Origin of the sequence: Ancylomarina sp., from assembly GCF_041555295.1 — a bacterium.
Taxonomy (GTDB): domain Bacteria; phylum Bacteroidota; class Bacteroidia; order Bacteroidales; family Marinifilaceae; genus Ancylomarina.
The window spans coordinates 1-22,197 of record NZ_JBFFKR010000038.1 but is presented as its reverse complement, the minus strand read 5'-3'; the positions used below and the strand labels follow the sequence as shown (position 1 = coordinate 22,197).

The window sequence follows — 22,197 nt, the reverse complement described above, 5'->3', positions numbered from 1 at the left end:
CGAATTGATATTACTAATTTTTGCTCAACGGCTAGCAATTGGGCGGTTTCAGAAAATATAAAATGTGGGACACCGGGGAGTGAAAATTCGATAAAAGGAATTTACGAGGATAATATAGCTCCCGTTTTAAAATCTCATGTTTTACTGTCAAATCAGGAATTACAAGTGGAGTTTTCGGAAAGCATAAATGAAGATGCGGCACTTTTGCTTTCAAATTATACAATTGAAAGCATTTCGGTCTCTTCAATTACTAAAGAGTCAGATCAAGTATTTAGACTTCATTTTGCAAGTGAACTTCAAGATGGTGAGATTCAGAAATTGACCATGAATAATCTAACCGATGAGTGCGGGAATTCTCAAGAAATTAGTGTCGATTTTCTGTGGCACGATATTCATGAGTATGATCTTGTTATCAATGAGATATTTGCTGATGAAACCCCTATTGTAGGTTTGCCAGAATATGAATTTATCGAGATTTATAATACTAGTGAGTTCCCTATTAATATTAAGGATTATAAACTGAAGGTTGGTGGTTCAGAGAAAACACTTTCAGGTTTTGAGATTCAAGCTCATGATTATTTAATTCTCTGTTCCAATGCTGCAACCGAATTGTATCGTGAGTTTGGGAATTCTCTGGGGGTCAGTAGTTTTCCAAGTTTGACCAATTCAGGTACGAGTATTTCCTTAGAATCTTCATCAGGCGTGTTACTTGATCAAGTCACCTATTCATCAGATTGGTATGGAGATGATGAAAAGAAAAATGGCGGTTGGAGTCTCGAACGGATTGATATTGACAATCATTCTTGGCAGGCTGATAATTGGCGAGCCTCGATGGATGAAAGTGGTGGGACACCAGGGAAGAATAATTCAATTGAAGGTCTGAATCCGGATGTTATTCCTCCAAGATTACTGAGCTTCGAAATGAGTAATTCTAACTCTATAGATCTCTTCTTTAGTGAGACTTTAGAATCAAACCATGCTTTTAATATTCAAAATTATTTGCTTAGTCGAGATATTGGTCATCCAACGCATGTGGTCGAAATTGAAAATGATAGGTTTGCTTTGCGATTGAATTTCAAAACAGATTTTGAACACAATATTCTTTTTCAGCTAACTCTATCGGATTTACTTGTCGATTTAGCAGGGAATTCAATTGAAGAACGAGAGTTGGAGTTTTCATTTGCAGATATGCCTCAAGAAGGTGATCTTATTATTAATGAAGTTTTATTCAACCCTTACCCTGGAGGAACTGATTATGTCGAATTGCTCAATGTGTCCGATAGGATGATTGATGTTCAAGACTTATTTATTGCAAATCGAGATGAGGATTATCAACTTGATGCTATTTATCAGATGAGTGAAAAATCGAAGATGCTCGAAGCTGGAGCTTATCTTTTGCTAAGTGCGGATACGGCAAATGTGAAGATGAATTATGCTCATATAGATGAAAGTACTTTTTTGCAATTGAAGAATTTACCACCATATAATGATGATGAGGGGCGTGTTGTTATTTTGAATAAGAATAACGATCAGCTTGATGATTTTGCTTATGATGAGAATATTCACTTTAACCTTTTAACATCTAAAGAAGGCGTGTCTTTGGAGCGTATTAATCCCAATAAGGAAACAAATTCATATTCGAATTGGAAATCAGCAGCTCAAAGTATTGGCTTTGGAACACCAGGCTTGAAAAATTCATCCTATGATGTTGATGAAACGGTTGTAAATGTAGTTGGGTTTAAATCGAGAACGTTCTCTCCAGATAATGATGGCGTTGATGATCGGTTGATCATTAATTTCGATTTAGAGAAGAGTGGCTACGTGGCTAATATTAGAGTCTACAATAGTTTTGGACGAGAGGTTAGACGATTGGCAAGTAATCTGACTTTATCAACTAATGATGAATTATTTTGGGATGGTTTACTATCAATTAAGGAGCGGGCTCCAATTGGAATATATGTTTTTTATTTTGAATTATTTCATCCCGATGGAGATGTTAAAACCTATAAAAGAACTTGTGTTTTAGGTGGTAAGTTGAAGTGAAAATAAGAAAGCTTCAGCTAAAATTAATTTAGCTGAAGCTTTTTAAACTTCTGAACTTATTGTGCATCGACCACAGCAATGGTGACCATATTCACTATTTCGCGAACAGAACTTTCGAGAGCTATTACATGAATCGATTTGTTCATGCCAAGCAGAATAGGACCTATAGCTTCAACTTGAGCCAGTTCTTGCATCATTTTGTAAGCAATATTTCCGCTGCTCAAATTTGGGAAGATAATGGTGTTCACTCTTCGCTTGCCAAGTTTTGTAAAAGGGAACATTTGGTTTCGCAGCTCACTATTTAAAGCAAAGTTCATTTGTATATCTCCATCAACAATCAGATCAGGGTGGTCGCGGTGCAATATAGCTGCTGCCTGCTGAACACGAACAGGGCTCCCTGTTCGTATCGATCCAAAATTTGAATAGGCTACAAGTGCGATTACAGGTTCAATATTAAATTTCCGAACGGCTTCGGCAGTTAATAATGTTGTATCTACTAGAGTTTGTGCATCTGGGCGAGGGTTGACGGTTGTATCTGAGAAAAAGATGGGGCCTTGCTTTGTCATCAAAAGGTACATGCCCGCAATATGGTTAATTTTAGGTTTTATACCCACAGTATGAATCGCTGGTTTTATGGTATCGGCATATTTGGAAGTTGATCCACTGATGAGAGCATCGGCCTCGCCCGTTTCTACCATCATGGCACCAAAATAATTTCGATTTGTCATGAGCTCCAAGGCTTCTTTACAGGTTAAGCCTTTTCTATTTCTTTTTTTGAATAGAATCGTCGCGAAATTCTCACGTCTTTTTTGTTCTTCATGAGATCTCCAATCGATGATTGGAATATCTTCCAAATCGAGTTCGTTATCCAAAATTATTTTTTTTATTTCTTCTTTATTTCCAAGTAATATAGGATGTGCAATACCTTCGTTCAATACCGTTTGAGCCGCTTTTAGTACTTTGAAATTTTCTCCCTCGGCAAATACAATTCGTTTAGGATTTCGTTTGGCTTTATTGGTTAAGAACCTAAGCAATTTGTTATCCCGCCCCATACGCTGCTCCAATTCCATTTCGTAGGCTTCCCAATCGGTAATAGGGGAACGGGCAATACCTGATTCCATGGCTGCCTTTGCAACAGCAGGTGCCACTACGGTTAGCAATCTTGGATCAAGAGGCTTCGGAATAATATAATCAGTCCCATAGTTCAGATTCATTTCCTTATAAGCTGCGTTTACCATATCAGGCACATCTTCTTTGGCCAAATCGGCGAGAGCTTTTACAGCGGCAATTTTCATCTCTTCGTTTATGCCAGTTGCCTTTACGTCTAAAGCTCCTCTAAAGATAAATGGAAAACCAAGGACATTGTTTACCTGATTGGGATGATCTGATCGACCAGTGGCCATGATTAAATCATCTCTTACTTTTATTGCAAGATCATATGCGATTTCGGGGTTGGGATTCGCTAAGGCAAACACAATAGGACGATCAGCCATGCTTTTAATCATCTCTGGAGATAGCACGTTCGCAACCGAAAGGCCAAGGAACATATCAGCACCACTTATCGCTTCTTCGAGCGTAAGAAGCTCTCTTGAGGTGGCAAATTCACGTTTAATGGCACTTAAATCTGTTCTCGACTTAGAAATCACACCTTTGCTATCCACCATAGTGATATTCTTTTTTTTCATCCCAAGTGAGATGTAAAGGCGAGTACATGCTACAGCAGAAGCGCCAGCTCCATTTACGACTAATTTTATATCACCTATTTTTTTCTTTTGGATTTCGATAGCATTCAGCATGCCTGCCGATGAGATAATAGCCGTCCCATGCTGATCGTCGTGCATTATAGGGATGTTTAACTCTATTTTGAGCCTATCTTCAATCTCAAAACATTCCGGAGCTTTAATATCCTCTAAATTGATTCCACCAAAAGTTGGGGCTATGCCTTTCACTATTTTGACAAATTCATCTACATCTTTTGTATCGACTTCAATATCGAACACATCGATATCAGCAAAAATCTTAAAAAGAAGACCTTTGCCTTCCATAACGGGTTTACCAGCTTCAGCACCTATATCACCTAAGCCAAGAACTGCTGTTCCATTCGAAATAACAGCTACGAGGTTCCCTTTTGCCGTGTATTTATAAACATCATCAGGGTTTTCCTGTATTCTTAAACAAGGTTCAGCAACTCCAGGTGAGTAGGCTAAGGATAAGTCTAACTGTGTAGAATGGGGTTTGGTTGGGATAACTTCAATTTTTCCTGGTCGGTTGCCTTCGTGGTATCGAAGTGCATCTTCTTTAGTAAATTTAGCCATGGCTAATTCTTTAGGTTGGGTTAGTTGACTTGCTTTTATAAGTCGTAACAATTCGTGTTATGATCTTAAAAGAGAGCTAAAAGGCAAACACCTTTGTTGAACAGCTTACAATTTCCCAACTTCACTGACTTCCAGACTATAGATTTCGTTTTATTAAATTCAGAATTAATTCTTTTAGAAGAAATCTAAATAGCGAATATAGAAAATGAACTATTTATCTCGTATAAATTAGAGATAGAAAAGCTTGATTTTTTGACCTGTTAAGAATGAAGATTTTGGGTTTCCGAAGCAAATGAGTTAACTTCTCAAAAAGTTAAGGAATTGCTGCAGGAGATGGATTATTTTTTCAAAAAGATGTGGAATTACCGTGGGAAATGAGTTCCACTTTAAAAAGAGGTATTCTTTGCACCTTACTTAGTTAAATCTTCAAGTCTTAGGAATACAGTGTAGAATTAATATACATATAGATTGGCGATTCCACAGGTTTTCATTCTTTTATTTATTTCTTATTTCAGGGCGCTTTTTTGTATCTTTTGGCTTTAAAGGCTGTGTATGATAGATTTATAGTGTTGTAAATGTATTATTCACGTGATTATTAAATTGTGGTATAGTCTTTGTTTTCAATAAAAAGCCCCTTTTATAAAGATTAAAGAAAATACGATTGACAACTTAGTTCTATGAGTATGAAAAAAAATATTTTTTATTTTGGAACGCTGCTTTTGTTCTCTGCAGCATTATGGAGTTGTTCAGAAGACTCGGATAATAATTTAGAAGAAGATCTTTCCCTTGTACAACTGATGGAAGTTAAAGCTAATGCCCTAACTGATGCAGTTGTAAATATTTCTGAATCTAAAGGGTTTGAAATAATCACAGTTGACGATGATGCAAGTCTAAAATCGGGTGATGATTCTAGATATGCCATGAGTATAACTCTTAATGATATTAGGGGGATTTATGATTATAAAAAAGGAGTTACTGAACAGCAAGGTACCACCAAGTACGGCTATTTAAGAGTATTTGATAAAGTTGACGATTCTGATTCGTTCATTCTACGTTTGCCAAAGGAAAAGGCAATGCATCCTTGGAAACTTTATGTAGATGAAGATGCCGAATATGTTAATGATTTTGTCATTACGACAAATGAATATAATTATACATATTCTGGTGGTATGCAATTTGATTATTTATTGAAATCTGAAATCGATATTCAAGACGAAAAAGCAGGTGAGCTATTTGTTGATTGGTCAATTTCAGAAAACCAAAATTTTGAGTATGCATCGACGTTTACTTTTGTAGATGATTACTCTGTTGGAGTTGAGTTCGGATTGGGTGAGATGTTCAGTTATGAATTTAACCTCATGAAAGGGGATGGTATTCTTTTTAGAGAAGAAGTTGAGATAACAAAATCAGATGATACGGATAAGAGAGAATTGAAGTATTCTCTTGAATTAGGGAATATAAAAATTATCTGGAATTCCGAATCTGAGAACTATATGGTATATAGAAATGATGAATTTCAGGAAGGTGCTAAGATTCAGATAACACATAATTATGAATCTGATGATGCAAATGTGGCATTCTGCAGAAAAGGACGCGATATTAAAATAACTTTTGAAGATGGTACAAGCATTCAGCTTTCTGAATTGTTGAGTGAAGGAACTCTAGTATTGATGGATGAAATTTTCTCTTCAATGCATGATATGAAATTTGTTAAGCATATTGTTGATAAAGTTGCCAGAGAGGTTTATTACACCAATCTGGCTAACAGCAATGTGGACTAATACTGATTTTAAGACTTTAAAAAATCCGGCTTCTTAAGTCGGTTTTTTTTGCTAAATAAACTTGAAAAATCTCAAAAGCACATCAATTAAACGACAGTTGTTTGGATTATCGAAGCTTTAACTATATTTAAAACATGAAGTTATCTTTATCTATTTTCTTTTTTATGCTTTCGGGTTCAAATTTGTTTGCCCAAAAGTCTCAAGATCCACTTGTAAAGGGGAAGGCCTCTTTCTATGCTGATTGGTTTAATGGGAGACTTACCGCTAATGGAGAATACTTTTCTCAGGAAAAATATACCGCAGCACATATGACTTTACCATTTGGAACATGGTTGGAAGTAACAAATCTGGATAATCAGAAATCAGTTTATCTACGAATAAATGATAGAGGTCCCTATGTAAAGGGACGTATTATCGACTTATCAAAAGCGGCAGCTAAAGCTATTGGTAATCTTGACCAAGGTATTTTCAATGTTGAAATACGACTTGTCAATAGTAGAGATTTAATGATATTGCCTCTATATTTTTTGATAAAGAAAAAGAGCGTTCCCCTAAGGCAACGCTCTTCATATCTAGATTTTAATCTAATTACTCCTTAATAGTAGCACTTAAGAATTCGCGGTTTAAACGAGCAATGTTTGCAATAGAAATTCCCTTAGGACATTCTACCTCGCAAGCACCAGTATTGGTACAGTTACCAAAGCCTAACTCATCCATTTTAGCCACCATGTTCTTAGCACGACGAGTAGCCTCAACACGACCTTGTGGAAGTTTTGCAAGGTGAGATACCTTAGCAGAAACGAACAACATAGCCGATGAGTTTTTACAAGTTGCTACACAAGCACCACAACCAATACAGGCAGCAGCGTCCATAGCTTCCTCAGCATCATCGTAAGAAATAGGAATTGCATTTCCATCAGGTACACCACCCGTGTTTACTGAAATGTAACCACCTGACTGAAGTACTTTCTCGAAAGCCATACGGTCAACGATTAAGTCTTTGATTACTGGAAAAGCACCAGCTCTCCAAGGCTCAATAGTAATCGTTTCACCTTCAGAGAATTTACGCATATGCAACTGACAAGTCGTGATATCGTTATCTGGTCCATGAGCACGTCCGTTTACGAACAAGCTACACATTCCACAGATACCTTCTCTACAGTCGTGATCAAAAGCGATAGGCTCAGTTCCTTTATTGATTAGCTCTTCATTTAAGATGTCAAGCATTTCAAGGAAAGAAGTTCCACCTGAGATGTTATTGATTTTATAGGACTCTAATTTCCCTTTAGATTTAGCGTCTTTTTGACGCCAAACTCTTATTGTTAGTTCTTTTAATATTTTATCTGCCATGGCTTACTTGTATGAACGTTGTGTTAATTCAACAGTTTCGAATACTAAATCTTCTTTGTGTAAAATAGGTTCTTGACCTTCACCTTTGTATTCCCAAGCAGAAACATAAGTAAAGTTTTCGTCATCACGTTTAGCTTCACCTTCTTCAGTAGTCGATTCTTCACGGTAGTGACCACCACAAGATTCGTTACGATTCAGTGCATCACGCGCCATCAAATCACCTAATTCAAGGAAGTCTTCAACTCTACCAGCTTTTTCAAGCTCGATGTTCATTGAATTGAATTCACCTGGAATACGAAGATCTTTGTAGAAATCCTCACGGATTTTAGCAATCTCTGCGATAGCATATTTCAAACCTTTTTCGTTACGAGCCATACCAACGTGATCCCACATGATATTTCCTAAACGACGGTGGAAAGAATCTACCGATTTAGTTCCTTTGATGTTGAATAAACGCTCCATACGAGTTGTAGCAGCTTTCTCCTTTTTCACAAACTCAGCATGGTTTGTGTCAATTCGAGGAACCTGAATCTCATCAGCTAAATAATCACCAATAGTGTAAGGAAGGATAAAGTATCCATCAGCTAAACCTTGCATCAAAGCAGAAGCTCCTAAACGGTTACCACCATGATCAGAGAAGTTAGCTTCACCAATAGAATATAAACCTGGAACAGTCGTCATCAAGTTATAATCTACCCAAGTACCACCCATTGAGTAGTGAATTGCAGGATAAATCTGCATTGGCTCATTATAAGGATTCGCATCAGTAATCTTCTCGTACATTTGGAATAAGTTTCCATAACGAGCTTCTATTACATCACGACCTAAACGCTCAATTGAGTATTTAAAGTCAAGGTATACAGCTTTTCCAGTTTCGTTAACACCGAAACCTTCGTCGCAACGCTCTTTAGCAGCACGTGAAGCAACGTCACGAGGTACCAAATTACCATATGATGGGTATCTTCTCTCTAGGTAGAAGTCACGATCCTCATCAGCGATATCGTTAGGACTCATTTGAGCTTTCTGCAATTTAATTGCATCTTCTTTTTTCTTTGGAGTCCAAACACGTCCGTCATTACGAAGTGATTCAGACATCAAAGTCAATTTAGATTGTTGCTCGCCGTGAACAGGAATACAAGTTGGGTGAATTTGTACGAAACAAGGGTTTCCAAAATAAGCACCATTCTTGTAAGCTTGCCATGCAGCACCACCGTTACAACCCATTGCATTGGTTGAAAGGAAGAATACGTTACCGTATCCACCTGAAGCGATAACTACAGCGTGAGCACCATGACGCTCGATTTCACCTGTAACTAGGTTACGAGTGATAATACCACGAGCTTTTCCATCAACAGTAACGATATCTAACATTTCGTTACGCTCATGCATCTCAATTTTACCTTGTCCGATCATACGGTTCATAGAAGCGTAACAACCTAACAATAGCTGCTGACCAGTTTGTCCACGAGCATAGAAAGTACGACTTACTAATACACCACCGAATGAACGGTTAGATAAAGTTCCACCATATTCGCGTGCAAAAGGTACACCCTGAGCAACACATTGGTCAATGATTTCGCCACTAACTTCAGCTAAACGATAAACGTTACCTTCGCGAGCACGATAGTCACCACCTTTAATTGTATCATAGAATAAACGATAAACTGAGTCATTATCGTTTTGATAGTTCTTTGCAGCGTTAATACCACCCTGAGCAGCAATAGAGTGAGCTCTACGTCCTGAATCTTGGTAGCAAAATGCTTTTACGTTGTATCCCATCTCTGCCAAAGAAGCAGCAGCAGATCCACCAGCTAAACCGGTACCTACAACGATAATATCTAATTTTCTCTTATTAGCAGGGCTAACTACCTTGATGGCAGCTTTATGCTTCGACCACTTTTCAGTTAAAGGCCCGGCTGGAATTTTTGAATTTAATACTGTCATAACCGTTAAATTTTAGCAATTAAGCAAAAAAGTGTAAGTACAAAGGAATGATTGCAAATCCTGCAGCAATAATAAATGCGTAGATATAAGCTACTTTCTCTAGACGACTAATCCAGTTTCTATTGCTTAATCCGATTGATTGGAAAGCTGACCAAAATCCGTGAGCAAGGTGTAATCCTAAAAGGATAGCGCCTAAGACATAAAGACTAGTGTAAACAATACCAAAAGTTCCGCTAGTAAATAAATCTTTTACCATTTTTGCTCCATCATGAACTGTTTCTCCGTGCATGATAGTAGAAGGTACTTCACCTGTAATTTGCATAGGAATAAAGAAATGCATCAAGTGCATTGCTAAGAAAACCAACACAAGTCCACCTAACACAAACATGTTACGAGATGACCAAGTACTACTATTTTTCAAATTTTGCACAGCATACTTTTGAGGACGAGCCTTCATGTTCTGCAATGTAAGAACGATAGCGTAAATGATGTGGATAATGAAACCACCAAACAATACCGGCTGTAATCCAAAACGGATAACTGGTAATGACATAAAGTGAGCTCCTGCGTTGAATAATTCGCCAGTGCTATCAAACAACAAAAAGGAGTTTAACACTAAGTGAACCAACACAAAAACAATAAGGAAAAGGCCTGATAAACTCATTATCAGCTTTTTCCCAATTGATGAACTTAAGAAACTGCTCATAGGACTAAAAATTAATTAGATTGTTTTTATTCTAAGGTTTAACTAATTCAATTGCAAATGTAGATGCTCACGTGTGAGAAAACAATATTACTTAACACATGTAATTTATTTAGAATGATTCTAACAATAACCTGTTTAGCAATATACTAAGTGGTTATTTGTTAGTTAAAACCTATGTGATTAAGCTTAAATCAATTACTGAATTAATTCTTTAATATTCTAAGCAAATCTCTGCAAGGTATTACTATTTAATATGTTTTAAAACAAGCTTAGTCGTATTATTCTTATTTAGAACGGTATATTGAATTACTAGTCTGACGAGTGGAGAATCTTACTGCGTTAAGGTGAAATAGATTACTGAGCAGAGATAACGCTCTCGAATCTAAAAATATATCGTATAATTATGAATCTTCTTTGAGAACAGCTTTACGTAGACTTGTTTTTGAATTTTTAAAATTCTTTATTTCGTTATTTTTACATAACCTTTAAAAGGAAAGTGATGATAAAATCGATTGATATTATAAAATATAAAATCAGATTCAGTGATCAGGGGGATGGTGCTGTTTTAGTAATTCTGCATGGCTATCTTGAGGCAATTGAAACTTTTGATGCCATAGCTTGTGAACTGGCGAAATCAACCAGAGTAATTTCTATTGATTTACCTGGACATGGAAAATCGGATTTAAAGCAAGATCAGGTTTCGGTTGAGGATATGGCTGATGCCGTTTATGCTGTCATTCAACATCTGGATATTAATAAGATTCATCTAATGGGACATTCTATGGGAGGCTATGTAGCTTTGGCTTTCGCCGATAAATATGCTGATAATTTGGCGAGTTTCTCTTTTTTACACTCATCGGCCAATGCTGATACCGAAGAGAAGAGGGCTAATAGAGGTCGTGAAATTGAATTCATCAGAAAAGGTAAAAAGGATTTGATCTGTACAACGGCTATTCCAAATACATTTTCGAATAAAAATCGCGAGGCTTTCTCTTATGAGATTGATGCTTTGATTGAGATTGCATTATACACCAAGGACGAGGGGATGATTGCTGCCTTAAATGCGATGATGATTCGTCCGGATAGAAATGAAATGCTAAGAGAATTGTCAGTTCCCAAATATAGTTTTATTGGTAAGGAGGATAATTTTATTCCTTTTGAGAAAGGAGTTGAGTGGGCTCAGAAGAATGGAATGCAGCCAATTATTTTTGATTATTCAGGACATATGAGCTTCATTGAAGAAAAAGAAAAATGTATTGAAGCTGTTCTATCTATTTTGGAAGATTTATAAAAAAAAAGCTCCACGATTGGGGGCGTGGAGCTTGCATTTAGATCAGATTTCGAGATAAAAAATTGGACAGGAGTCAAGGACTGATGTTCAAATTGATCTATTTAGATTAGTATAGAAAATGAGATTTTCTATTAAATATAGAATTTGATTAAGAAAAGAATCACAATCACGTACATGATCGGCTTCACTTCTTTGTAACGGCCGGTTAATAATTTAAGAACTACATAAGATAACATACCGAATACGATACCTTCTGCAATACTAAATGTTAATGGCATCATTATAATTGTTAGGAATGCAGGAATTGCCTCTGTATAATCGTTCAAATCAATTTTGAAGATTGGGGACAACATAAACAAACCTACAATTACAAGAGCTGGAGCTGTAGCAGCACCCGGAATCATTACGAAAACAGGAGCAAATAATAAAGCGATAGCAAACATGGCAGCAGTAGACAATGCTGTCATACCCGTTTTGCCACCCTCTGCAACACCTGCAGCACTCTCAACATATGTCGTAACAGTAGAAGTACCGAAGATCGCACCAAAGAATGTTCCGATAGCATCAGCAAAAAGAGCCTGCTTTACACGTGGCACACGTCCTTCTTCATCAAGCATGTCAGCTTTAGAAGCAACACCTATAAGCGTCCCAACGGTATCGAACATATCCACAAATAAGAATGTGAAAAGTACAACTGCCATATCTAGGCTGAAAATATTAGAAAAATCAAACTTGAAGAAAACTGGCTCAATTGAAGGAGGAATACTAATAAACTTGTAGCCTTCTGGAAGGTGAGCAACACCTAGAATAACTGCAAGTACAGTAGAAGCAAGAATACCAATTAATAAAGCACCTTTCATCTTACGTGCTAATAACACACCTGTAATTACAATACCAACAAGACCTACTATAACTGCGGGGTCTTTCATGCTACCTAAAGAAACTAAAGTTGCTGGGTTGTCAACAACAATACCTGCATTTTTTAGTCCAATAAAAGCAATGAAAAGACCAATACCTCCAGAGACAGCATGTTTCAAATTCAATGGTATTGAGTTGACAATCAGCTCACGAATATTGAAAGCAGTTAGGAGTAGGAAAATAATACCTTCAATGAAAACAGCGGTTAAAGCAAACTGCCAGCTGTATCCCATACCTAATACAACAGTAAAGGCGAAGAATGCATTTAATCCCATACCTGGAGCCAATGCAAATGGTAGTTTAGCTACAAGAGCCATAAATAATGTTGCTACAATTGCAGAAAGAGCCGTTGCTGTAAAAACAGCACCCTTATCCATACCTGTGGCACTTAAAATATCTGGGTTCACGGCAAGGATATAGGCCATTGTCATGAAAGTAGTAATACCTGCTATAATCTCTGTTTTGAGAGTAGAACCACTACCTGTAATGTTGAAATATTTATCTAACATACTTGTTTAGAATTGCGAATTGTAGCCTACAAAAAAAATAGTAAGCTGCAGATTATTTATATTGTGATAATGGAATTGATTAGAAGTTCCACTTAACAGCTAAAGTAGGACGAATATATGACTTGTGTGATTGCTGGAAGTTGCTAGAAATTTCAACTTCACCACCAATAGAAAGATTTTCTGTTGCATTATACCAGATCTGAGGTTCTGTTAAAAAAACAGTATCATCCGATACAATATAATTTGCAATTGCTTCATCACTTCCATTTTCAGTCCAAAGATCAGCAAATCCAGAGAACGTTACTTTCCCTTTAAACAGGTTTACGTACCAAGTTCCAGTCACCTGGAAGTTAGCTTCGTCAGCCCCTTTAATTGCTTTGTAACCAGCATAAGTTGAGAATCCCCAATCCTTTGTTCCTTTAGCATAGTTGGCTCCAAAAATCCATGCATTAGCAAATGAAAATTGATTTGATGTTCCTCCATTGTATTCAACATGTAGGCCAATTGGCATTTTTTCAGTTTTCAATACACGAGCGATTTCATAGTAAGCAGAGCTTACATTTCCTTTGTCGTAATCAAAATCGATAAAGGTAAAAGTGTTACCCCATTTGTCCATTTTAAACATCTCGAAAGTCGATGTGTAGTGCCCACGCTCAAGATCACGGTGTAATTGAAAGTTCTGAGCATTTACAGCAAAAGCTGAAAGAATTGCGAAAATTGTAACTAGTTTTTTCATCGGTTTAATAAAATGATTGGTTGAAAAAATGATATATTTAAAATGGTTGTTTATTCTGTAATAATATCGTTTAAGCTTTTAATAATGTTGGGACATCCCGTTGCTTTTAATTTTTCGATGGATTGGTGTCCCGATGCAATTAAGTAGCAATGACAGCCTAAAGATTGAGCGACTTCATAATCGTGTGTCGTATCACCGAAAAGGCAAACATCTTCAGCTTTTAATTGATGCTTTTGAAATAGGTTTTTCCCATTCTCAATTTTCGAACTGGCATAAATGTCATTGATACCAGATATTTCTTCGAAAAAATCTTGAATATTTAGATGTTGTGTTGAATCCTTTAGCATATTCATTTCCATTGCTGATAGAATGAATTGTTTCTTGTCTTGTTTCTTAAACAGATCAAGTAAGATTCTAGCTTCAGTGAAGATATCGGAATGGGGTAATAGCTTTGTATAATTGGCAATAAATTCGTGAGCCGTTAAATCCCAATCCTCTTTTTGAAAATCGAAACCAACTTTTTCGTAATAATCTTTAACAGGGAATGTAAACACTTCACGATAACTTTCACTAGTGAGTAATGGAAGATTTCGTTTGCTCAACATGAGGTTGATACTCTCAATTCCGATTTCAATATCGTTAAGAAGTGTTCCGTTATAGTCCCATATTATTGCTTTAAATCTATGCATTCTCGTTTCCATTAAAGAGGTGAGGAATTGAAAATTTCACCTGATCTTGAAAAAAATGAGCAAGTTTAAAGCTGAAGAATCTATTTTGCCAATAAAATTTTGTGATGAGATTAAAAAGCAGGTGGAAGCTAAGCGCTCTCTTTTGAGAAGAGAGATATCTTTTACTAGATATAAAAAGCACTTGTGTGCTATACTTGCTAATTGTGTACATCCTTTCGTTTTTTGGCCGAATTAGAAATTCGGAGTTACCAGTTTCCCAGATGATGCTTTTTTAATAGAGCGGCAAAATAAGTTCTTTTTTAGTTTATATGCAAAGATTCATATCGAATTTAGATTCGATATGACTTGTTATTTGTGTTATGTAAAATGTCAACTGTGGCGTATACTCTTACTCTTTTTCATAGAAAGATTCTATACCTGGGTATTCAAATTTTTTCTTTGCCATCTCTTGAGGGAAGATCATATATGTAACTTCTGCTTGAGATCCAAGTTTGCCATTATGGTCGAAAATTTCAGTATGTATTTTTGCAAATTTCTTTTCTTGAGAGATTAATTTGGCTCTAACCGTAATTTTCCCTTGATCAGTAAGAACAGTCCCACGGTATTTGGCATTTAATTCTGTAGTAACTCCACTTGTTTGACACTTTACAAATACTACCCAGCTTGCGATTTCGTCCATAATAGTAGCTTGTATACCTCCATGCAATACATTCTTGAAACCCGAGAGATGAGATTGCGGCTCCCATTCTGCGATAAGAAACTCACCATCTTCGAAAAAATCCATCTTTAGACCATTGCTGTTATGAGGCGAACAACCGAAACAGTTGCCATTGTCGCCATTTATAAAGGGATTGATTATTCTTTTCATAGAGTTGTAATTTAAGATATGAAGATTTAAAGGCAAATGTAATATTTCTCCCCAAACAGCTTCTAAGGGTGTTAATTAAAATTGAATGAATTCTTATTGGAATAAATATGAATTGGGAAGGATGTTGTTATCAAAAATGGCGCCTTATGTTCGAATCAAGTTTTTAGTGTAAGCTATTGGGATTTTTTTTTTTTTAGACTGGTTAGAAATGAGTCTCATGTAAACATAAAGACAGTTCGTGTAATTGGTATTGATAAATTGGAAAAAAATAAGACTTTTGTGTATCTTTTTATACCAGCCAATCTATAATTGACTATATATCATGCTATAAAAACACCTTTGGTTTCTAATATTAACTGAAGATGTAATGCTGTAATTAAATGAAAAAGCGACTTTTTATACTATTGTTCTTAATAGGGCTTGTAATTTCTAGTTTTGGGCAACAAGATAAAATGTTTACCCAATATCAGAATTACCCCTCGTCTATCAATCCTGCCTATGCTGGATCTAGAGGATCTACTCAGATTCTTGGGATTGCAAGAAAGCAGTGGGTTGGTTTAGACGGTGCGCCCAAAAGTGCAGTTCTTTCAATAAATTCTCCAATTTCATTTTTCAATATGGGGGTTGGCTTAACTCTGGAAACAGATGTTATCGGCCCTGAAAAAAGTACAGATGTTGGTGTTGATCTTTCTTACAAGATTAAGTTAGCCAAAACCGTGTTTATGAATTTTGGATTAAAGGCTGGATTAACGCATCAAAAAGTCGATTTAACAAATTCTAGAGTTGTAGACCAATACGATCCTTTGATACAGGAACTCAATAATGATGTGCTCCCTAATTTTGGTGTTGGAAATTATGTTTATGGTGAAGATTTCTTTGTTGGATTTTCTATTCCAAGGCTGCTTCAAACAGAAATTAAAAGTGGCGGCATATCAAGTGCTAAACTAGACAAAAGTAAATTGCATTATTTCTTAATGGCTGGCTATTTAATAAAAGTAAATCCTTTTATAAAGCTGAAACCGACCATGCTATTAAAAGCAACTCAAGGATCACGACTTTCATGGGACCTTTCAGCAACAGCAATATTCTTAGATCGATTTTGGTTAGGAACCTCATTTAGAAATGAAGATTCTGTAGCAGCGATTTTTCAGGTTAATATCAATAACCAACTCCGATTGGGGTATTCTTACGATATCGCGGTTTCAAAATTATCTAGTCGAACACATGGCTCTCACGAAATTTCAATGAGTTATGATATCGTTTTTAAGTCGAAGAAATTGAGGTCTCCTCGTTATTTTTAGAACATTATAAAATTGACAATATATCATGAATAGGTTTGTATTATTCTTTATTCTTCTAGCTATTTCATCAGCTTCTTTCTCCCAGAAATTATCTGTGCGTTCGGGTGACCGTGAGTTTGATGATTTTAACTATAAGAAAGCTATAGAATATTACGAGTATGCTTTGAAATATGACTCTGAAAACGCTCATGTTATAAGGAGATTAGCTCAATCGTATCACAAGATGAATCACAATGATAAAGCGACTGAGTATTTTGAGTTGCTCATTGAGAATCAAAATAAAGAGGATTCCGATCTTATTCTACTGGGTGCCTTTTTGAAAGAAAGAGGGCGATATGGACAGGCTAAGCTCGCTTATCAGCGATATCTTGATAAGCATCCCGGTGATAAGGGGATTCGGAAAGAAGTTGAGAATGTGAAGAAGTTCGAGAAAGAGACTCTTAAAGATCTGATTTGTGAGTTGAAAAGTTCTCCTTTTAATTCAATTTATACTGATTTTTCGCCTGCCTACTATAAGGAGAATATGATTTTCAGTTCTGGTCGTCAAAGTAAAGATTATAGAAATGACAAATACGATTGGAATGGTGAATTCTTTTTGGACTTGTTTGTTTATGATGATACTCAAGATTCACAAAATCAAATTGCTCGTTTTGGGAATAGCATTGGATCAAAATTCCATGAAGGTGCTATTTGTTTCTCTTCTGATTTCAAGAAAATGTTCTTTACCAGAAGTAATTATTTTAAAGGGAAGTTGAAACGTGACAAAAACGGTGTTAATAATCTGAAAATATTTATAGCCGAAGAGAATAAAGGGAGATGGAAGGTCATTGCTGAGTTTCCATACAATAGTGATGAATATTCAGTAGGCCATCCTAGTCTTTCCAATGATGGTAAGGTTTTGTATTTCGTATCTAATATGCCAGGTGGATTTGGTGGAACTGATATATATCGATGTTATTTGATTGATGGTGAATGGTCGAAGCCTGAAAATTTGGGTAATCTTGTGAATACAAAAGGAGATGAGATGTTTCCCCATTTTAATTCAAATAATTCTTTGTTTTTTTCTTCGAATGGTCATGCAGGCAGGGGAGGATTAGATTTATATGTTGTTAATACGTATGGACGGGAATTTAAACCAGGACACCTTGGGTCACCTATGAATTCAAGTGCTGATGATTTTTCTTTAGTTATGCACCCTGATGGTCGGGTTGGTCATTTTGCATCGAATAGAAATGGAGGATTGGGTGAAGATGATATTTACAGTTTTGAAATAGAGAAAGACAATAGAGTTAATCTAGTGATAAAAGATTCTCTAAATGAAAATTTTGTTATCCCAGATCAAATCAGTCTTATAAAACCTAAGGGAGTTGACGTGAAATATAATGATGAGAAAAATCAATATTCATTTGATATAAAAGGGGAGCAGGTTTATCAAATCTTGGTTGAAAAAGCAGGTTATTATCCGGTCGATACAGTTTTATTTAGTCATATCCTTGATCCGGAGATGACACATTATTTTAAGTTGAAGGAACGTAATGATTTACCTGAGACAAAAGTAAATTTTGCTACGAAAGATTATTCAAGTGGTGAATTATTGGTTCCTGATATTCTTCAAATTATAGAACCTAAAATTATTGATCTTCACCCAGAGTTAGGCTTTGGTAATTATGCAGTGAAATTAGAGAAAAATATCAACTATAGAGTTTTTGCTAAAAAGGATGGTTATTACGCTCTCGATTTTAGTTTTCTAACGAGTGATAGTGTTGTGAATATTAATCACGAGCTGTCCATGAGATTAATGTCTGAGAAAGATATTAAAAATGAATTTTTACCTGATGAGTTGGCCACTGTCTATTTCGATTACGATAAATCGAATGTGAAAGAAGAGGCTTTCGATAATATAGATAAAGTTGTTGATCTATTAAAGAAGAATGATAAACTGATGGTAACTCTTGTGGCTAGGGCTGATGCTCGTGGTACATCAGAGTATAACGATGCATTGGCTTTTAGACGAGCTGCTGCAACGCGTGAGTTTTTTGTTAAAGGAGGAATCGATATCAACAGAGTTGTTATTCTAGCTTTGGGAGAGAGTTCGCCTTTTGATAGACTTGAGGGACAAACATTAAAAGATTGGTATAGAATTAACAGATGTGTCGATTTTGAATTGAATACTTTTTTAGATGAACAAGTTGAGAAATAAGTGATCGTTAATATGATTTATAATCTGAATCATAAATCTCTTTGAATAGGATGATGTCCCATTATATATTTTTAATGATGGGTGGTTTCCATCCTTATATTCGTTTTTATAACGAGTTGTAATTATAGAACAGAGGTAGTGTGAGTTGGGAGAACTTATATAGAGAAGAACTACTAAAACGCAAAAAGCATGAAAAATTTGTACTCATATAAAGAGATCAATCAAATAATAAAAGGTGTTTTAATTGCCTTAATTGTTATGTTTTGCATAGGTGCTAATAATGTCTATGCCGAAGGAACAAAGCAATTAGCTCCTAAAACTGGTGATAGGGTATATACCGCTTTCAATGATGCTAAACATGGTAATTTTGGTAATTATAATAGTAAGGATACTGAGCGAATATATATTCATATTAAGGACCCTGCAAATGAGCTAGTCTATTTCGGATTCTCTCAATTTGTAAACAATGGGCATTCTCACTCAAGTTCGTATGGGAAAGTTAATACTTGGATGCGTATTAAGGATCCCAATGGGATTGTTGTTTGGCCTAAATATGACTCACATAATGGTGAGAAAGTTCCTGGGAATATGGTTACATCACTGGCTCAGGTAAAGAATGGTCCTAATCAAATATGTGGATCAGGAGGGTATAATGCGTTCGTTTTTAATCCGAATAGTGGCCCGGGGGATTATTATATCGAATTTAGTGCTGCACAAGCAACTTATAAGAAGAGGGCTATTTATACCGAGTGGTGGGATATAACTGTAGCGAGCAAAGGTGCTGGTAAGAAGGCTATCGATGGACGAGTTTATGCTAAACAATGGGCTCTAGTCTCTCCACGTATTTCAAATGATTGGTACGATAGAGATTTTAACGGAAAGGTATACAGTTATGCGGAATCTACATCCTATAGTGGAGGCTATGTGACTGAGGTTGATTTTGAAAATTCAGGATTTAGAGGGGCTCGTTTTAGTATAGCCTTCAATTCCACAGGTACTGATAATACACTCGATTTTGAAGTAAATAGAAAATCAGTTGAGAATAAAAACAAGCTTTCTCCAGAATTCAAAATATTCCTAAATGAGCCAGACGAAACAGCTTTCCCTTCAGCTGAAGGGTATGGCGAATTTATTGTAGATGAAGAAAATAATTACCCGCGTTTGTTTGGTTGTCCAGGGAAATACTTTTTCCGCGTTGCAGTTGAGAAAAAAGGGCGAATCGATCTGCTTCTTGATTTTCATGGATCTAATAATAAATATGATCCTGGAACAAGTGATAGAATTATTACAACCCTATCTCACCCTTTCCCCAATGAGGAAGGTGTTCTTATTCGCGATATCGCATGGGATGGATTAGATGGACTGGGGCAGCTAGTTACCGATATCGAATTAGTTTCCTGTGTATTTGATTACTTTCAAGGAACTTTTCATTTCCCTATGTACGATGTGGAACATTTGACTAAAGGGATAGTTCCAAGAACAGTTCGACCTGAAACACCTACAGCATACGTGCCAAAGTTATACTGGGATGATAGTAATATTAGAGAGAATTTACCTGGTGGGCAACTTAAAGTTGATTTGACAGGTGAAAAAGCACCAAGTCATTATTGGATTGAATATGAATACGGTAATGAAAATTCGATTAATACCTATTGGCATTCATATAGTTCAGGGACAACTAAAACGTGTATTTTGGAGTTGCCTGAACACACTTGTGATCTTTTTACACCAGGAACGATTAGTGGAACAGTCTTTAATGATTTGAATCACGATGGACTAAAAGATGCTGACGAGTTAGCATTGATGGGGGCTGAGGTTCGATTGTATTGGGATAAGACCTACAATAAAGTGATTGACGCAGATGATGAGTTGATAGAAACTTTTACAACACAATCGTTAGAAGCTTTAGGTTATAATAATGATTTAGGGAATTATATTTTTAAACCTCAAATTGGAAGACAATACCTTGTTGAGGTAAGCTATGGATCTAATATTATTACAAGTAAGAATCCTAGATCGTACGCCATTTATTCATCGGGAGTTGAGTTTTTCGATCAACATTTTGGTGTTGCAACTTTACCAAAAATAAGCTTATCGGTTTCTGAAAGTACAATACAAGAGAATAATGAGAGTTCAATCATAACTGCAGAATTAGATTATGCATCATTGTTGCCAGTTACGATAACACTAGCTTATGGCGGAACTGCTGAAGCAAGCGATTATAGTTTAACACCTGGTCTGAATGCGCAGAACTCGAATACAATTGAAATTCCTGTAGGAGAAATAAAAGGGGAAATTGTTTTGTCTTCGATTGATGATATTTTGGATGAGGATAATGAAATTGTTGAGATTACTGTTTCCACAATAGTGAATGCTGTTAAAGATGGCGTAGTGCGTGAAATAATTACAATTCTGGATGGGAGTAGTTCTATTAGTGATTTAACTGACAATGATCCTTTAGATAATTCCATCAGTGAAAATGCGAAGGCAGATGATTTAGTACATATTACTGCTTTAGCAACTGATGCCGATGGTGATGTGATTACCTATCATTTAATAGATGATGCAGGAGGTCGATTTAAGATTAATGAAACAACAGGTATTGTGACGGTTGCTAATGCAGCTTTGATAGATTTTGAAACTGATGAATCTCACTTGATTCGTATAGAGGCACGCAGTGCTGATGGATCGACAATTGCAGACGATTTCACTATTTTGATTACCAATGAGGATGGCGATTCAGATCATCCGATTACTGATTTGATCGATAATGAGGAGCGTGAGAATATTATCAGCGAGAATGCTATAAACGATTCACCTGTTCATATTACCGCGCATGCAACCGATCTTGATGATGATGCCATTACTTACCATTTAATTGATGATGATAATGGTCGATTCAAAATTGAAGAATTGTCAGGAGTTGTGACTGTGAAGGATGAAAGTCAGATTGATTTCGAGAGCAATGCGAGTCACAGTATTCGTATAGAAGCAAGAAGTGCTGATGGTTCTAAAATTGCTGGTGATTTCCCAATTTTTGTAACCGATGTTGATGAAACGGGTGGTGATACAGATCATGCAATTACAAACTTAATTGATAATGATTCTGCTGATAATATAATCAGCGAAATTGAGGCGAATGATTCTCCAGTTCATATTACTGCCTTGGCGACTGATGCTGATGGTGATGTAATTAGTTATCATTTATTGGATGATGCTGGCGGTCGATTTAAGATTGATGCTTCATCAGGTATTGTCGTAGTTGCAGATGAAAGTTTAATTGACTTTGAAGTAGAAAAAACTCATGTAATTCGTATCGAAGCTATCAGTGCTGACGGTTCTAAAATTGCAGGTGATTTTACGATATCAATTACAGATGTTAATGAATTCTTAACAGCAAATGATGATGTTTCAGAAGTAAATGAGGATGAAGTGTTGAATGGTGAAAACCTGTTGACTAACGATTATAAGGTTCCAGGCACTAATTTGAGAATTAATACAAACCCAATCGTTGATGTAACTAATGGAAGCTTGGTCATTCATAAT

14 protein-coding genes and 2 pseudogenes are annotated in these 22,197 nt (G+C 36.1%); 7 read left to right on the top strand and 9 right to left on the bottom strand.

The window, feature by feature from the left end; genetic code table 11:
• The coding region (locus ABY905_RS05135) for a lamin tail domain-containing protein (protein ID WP_372641232.1) at window positions 1-2,043 on the top strand (2,043 nt) is incomplete at its 5' end.
• Window positions 2,044-2,099: 56 nt separating this feature from the next.
• On the opposite strand, the pseudogene ABY905_RS05130 reads toward ABY905_RS05135, so the two are convergent.
• A pseudogene (locus tag ABY905_RS05130) lies at window positions 2,100-3,059 on the bottom strand (phosphate acyltransferase); the annotation flags it as partial.
• Between the two features lie 75 nt (window positions 3,060-3,134).
• A pseudogene (locus tag ABY905_RS05125) lies at window positions 3,135-4,358 on the bottom strand (malic enzyme-like NAD(P)-binding protein); the annotation flags it as partial.
• Window positions 4,359-5,041: 683 nt separating this feature from the next.
• Here ABY905_RS05125 and ABY905_RS05120 point away from each other — a divergent pair.
• Complete coding sequence (locus ABY905_RS05120) at window positions 5,042-6,139, top strand: hypothetical protein (protein WP_372641230.1); 1,098 nt, start codon at window positions 5,042-5,044, stop codon at window positions 6,137-6,139.
• A 134-nt stretch (window positions 6,140-6,273) separates the two neighbouring features.
• A complete protein-coding gene (locus tag ABY905_RS05115) occupies window positions 6,274-6,738 on the top strand; it encodes a septal ring lytic transglycosylase RlpA family protein (RefSeq protein ID WP_372641228.1) in 465 nt (154 codons plus the stop codon).
• Here the strand turns inward: ABY905_RS05115 and ABY905_RS05110 are convergent.
• Genes ABY905_RS05110 through ABY905_RS05100 form a run of 3 tightly spaced genes read right to left on the bottom strand, consistent with a single transcriptional unit; the run spans window position 6,728 to window position 10,139 of the window.
• Complete coding sequence (locus ABY905_RS05110; RefSeq protein ID WP_125030107.1) at window positions 6,728-7,489, bottom strand: succinate dehydrogenase/fumarate reductase iron-sulfur subunit; 762 nt, start codon at window positions 7,487-7,489, stop codon at window positions 6,728-6,730. The two genes, ABY905_RS05115 and ABY905_RS05110, sit on opposite strands and share 11 nt — an antisense overlap.
• A gap of 3 nt (window positions 7,490-7,492) precedes the next feature.
• Entirely contained in the window at window positions 7,493-9,433 is a 1,941-nt protein-coding gene (locus ABY905_RS05105; RefSeq protein WP_372641226.1) for a fumarate reductase/succinate dehydrogenase flavoprotein subunit, read from the bottom strand.
• Between the two features lie 19 nt (window positions 9,434-9,452).
• Window positions 9,453-10,139 carry a succinate dehydrogenase cytochrome b subunit gene (locus ABY905_RS05100; protein ID WP_372641224.1) on the bottom strand — a complete coding sequence of 229 codons (687 nt, stop codon included), beginning with the start codon at window positions 10,137-10,139 and terminating at the stop codon, window positions 9,453-9,455.
• A 499-nt stretch (window positions 10,140-10,638) separates the two neighbouring features.
• Here ABY905_RS05100 and ABY905_RS05095 point away from each other — a divergent pair, with 499 nt between their 5' ends.
• Window positions 10,639-11,430, top strand: a complete 792-nt coding sequence (locus ABY905_RS05095; protein WP_372641222.1) for an alpha/beta fold hydrolase — start codon at window positions 10,639-10,641, stop codon at window positions 11,428-11,430.
• Window positions 11,431-11,561: 131 nt separating this feature from the next.
• Here ABY905_RS05095 and ABY905_RS05090 read toward each other — a convergent pair whose 3' ends face one another.
• The 4 genes from ABY905_RS05090 to ABY905_RS05075 form a co-directional block, all read right to left on the bottom strand.
• The gene (locus ABY905_RS05090) at window positions 11,562-12,857 is read right to left on the bottom strand and encodes an NCS2 family permease (protein WP_372641220.1); all 1,296 of its coding nucleotides are present in this window, start codon (window positions 12,855-12,857) and stop codon (window positions 11,562-11,564) included.
• A 79-nt stretch (window positions 12,858-12,936) separates the two neighbouring features.
• Window positions 12,937-13,593 (bottom strand): DUF5020 family protein, encoded by a 657-nt coding sequence (locus ABY905_RS05085; RefSeq protein ID WP_372641218.1) that lies wholly within the window; start codon window positions 13,591-13,593, stop codon window positions 12,937-12,939.
• A gap of 50 nt (window positions 13,594-13,643) precedes the next feature.
• Window positions 13,644-14,282 carry an HAD family hydrolase gene (locus ABY905_RS05080; RefSeq protein ID WP_372641216.1) on the bottom strand — a complete coding sequence of 213 codons (639 nt, stop codon included), beginning with the start codon at window positions 14,280-14,282 and terminating at the stop codon, window positions 13,644-13,646.
• A 388-nt stretch (window positions 14,283-14,670) separates the two neighbouring features.
• Window positions 14,671-15,150 (bottom strand): PaaI family thioesterase, encoded by a 480-nt coding sequence (locus tag ABY905_RS05075; RefSeq protein ID WP_372641214.1) that lies wholly within the window; start codon window positions 15,148-15,150, stop codon window positions 14,671-14,673.
• A 380-nt stretch (window positions 15,151-15,530) separates the two neighbouring features.
• Between ABY905_RS05075 and ABY905_RS05070 the strand changes: the two genes are divergently transcribed.
• From ABY905_RS05070 to ABY905_RS05060, 3 genes are all read left to right on the top strand, one after another.
• Window positions 15,531-16,451 carry a type IX secretion system membrane protein PorP/SprF gene (locus tag ABY905_RS05070; RefSeq protein WP_372641212.1) on the top strand — a complete coding sequence of 307 codons (921 nt, stop codon included), beginning with the start codon at window positions 15,531-15,533 and terminating at the stop codon, window positions 16,449-16,451.
• Between the two features lie 25 nt (window positions 16,452-16,476).
• Window positions 16,477-18,651 (top strand): OmpA family protein, encoded by a 2,175-nt coding sequence (locus ABY905_RS05065; RefSeq protein ID WP_372641210.1) that lies wholly within the window; start codon window positions 16,477-16,479, stop codon window positions 18,649-18,651.
• A 189-nt stretch (window positions 18,652-18,840) separates the two neighbouring features.
• On the top strand, window positions 18,841-22,197 hold a 3,357-nt coding region (locus ABY905_RS05060; RefSeq protein ID WP_372641208.1), incomplete at its 3' end, for a hypothetical protein.

Excerpts from the sequence above, each read along its gene's own strand:
- ABY905_RS05085 (WP_372641218.1), bottom strand. The coding sequence starts at position 13,593 with ATGAAAAAACTAGTTACAATTTTCGCAATTCTTTCAGCTTTTGCTGTA.
- ABY905_RS05070 (WP_372641212.1), top strand. The coding sequence starts at position 15,531 with ATGAAAAAGCGACTTTTTATACTATTGTTCTTAATAGGGCTTGTAATT.
- ABY905_RS05095 (WP_372641222.1), top strand. The coding sequence starts at position 10,639 with ATGATAAAATCGATTGATATTATAAAATATAAAATCAGATTCAGTGAT.
- ABY905_RS05115 (WP_372641228.1), top strand. The coding sequence starts at position 6,274 with ATGAAGTTATCTTTATCTATTTTCTTTTTTATGCTTTCGGGTTCAAAT.
- ABY905_RS05090 (WP_372641220.1), bottom strand. The coding sequence starts at position 12,857 with ATGTTAGATAAATATTTCAACATTACAGGTAGTGGTTCTACTCTCAAA.
- ABY905_RS05105 (WP_372641226.1), bottom strand. The coding sequence starts at position 9,433 with ATGACAGTATTAAATTCAAAAATTCCAGCCGGGCCTTTAACTGAAAAG.
- ABY905_RS05120 (WP_372641230.1), top strand. The coding sequence starts at position 5,042 with ATGAAAAAAAATATTTTTTATTTTGGAACGCTGCTTTTGTTCTCTGCA.
- ABY905_RS05065 (WP_372641210.1), top strand. The coding sequence starts at position 16,477 with ATGAATAGGTTTGTATTATTCTTTATTCTTCTAGCTATTTCATCAGCT.
- ABY905_RS05110 (WP_125030107.1), bottom strand. The coding sequence starts at position 7,489 with ATGGCAGATAAAATATTAAAAGAACTAACAATAAGAGTTTGGCGTCAA.
- ABY905_RS05080 (WP_372641216.1), bottom strand. The coding sequence starts at position 14,282 with ATGCATAGATTTAAAGCAATAATATGGGACTATAACGGAACACTTCTT.
- ABY905_RS05100 (WP_372641224.1), bottom strand. The coding sequence starts at position 10,139 with ATGAGCAGTTTCTTAAGTTCATCAATTGGGAAAAAGCTGATAATGAGT.
- ABY905_RS05075 (WP_372641214.1), bottom strand. The coding sequence starts at position 15,150 with ATGAAAAGAATAATCAATCCCTTTATAAATGGCGACAATGGCAACTGT.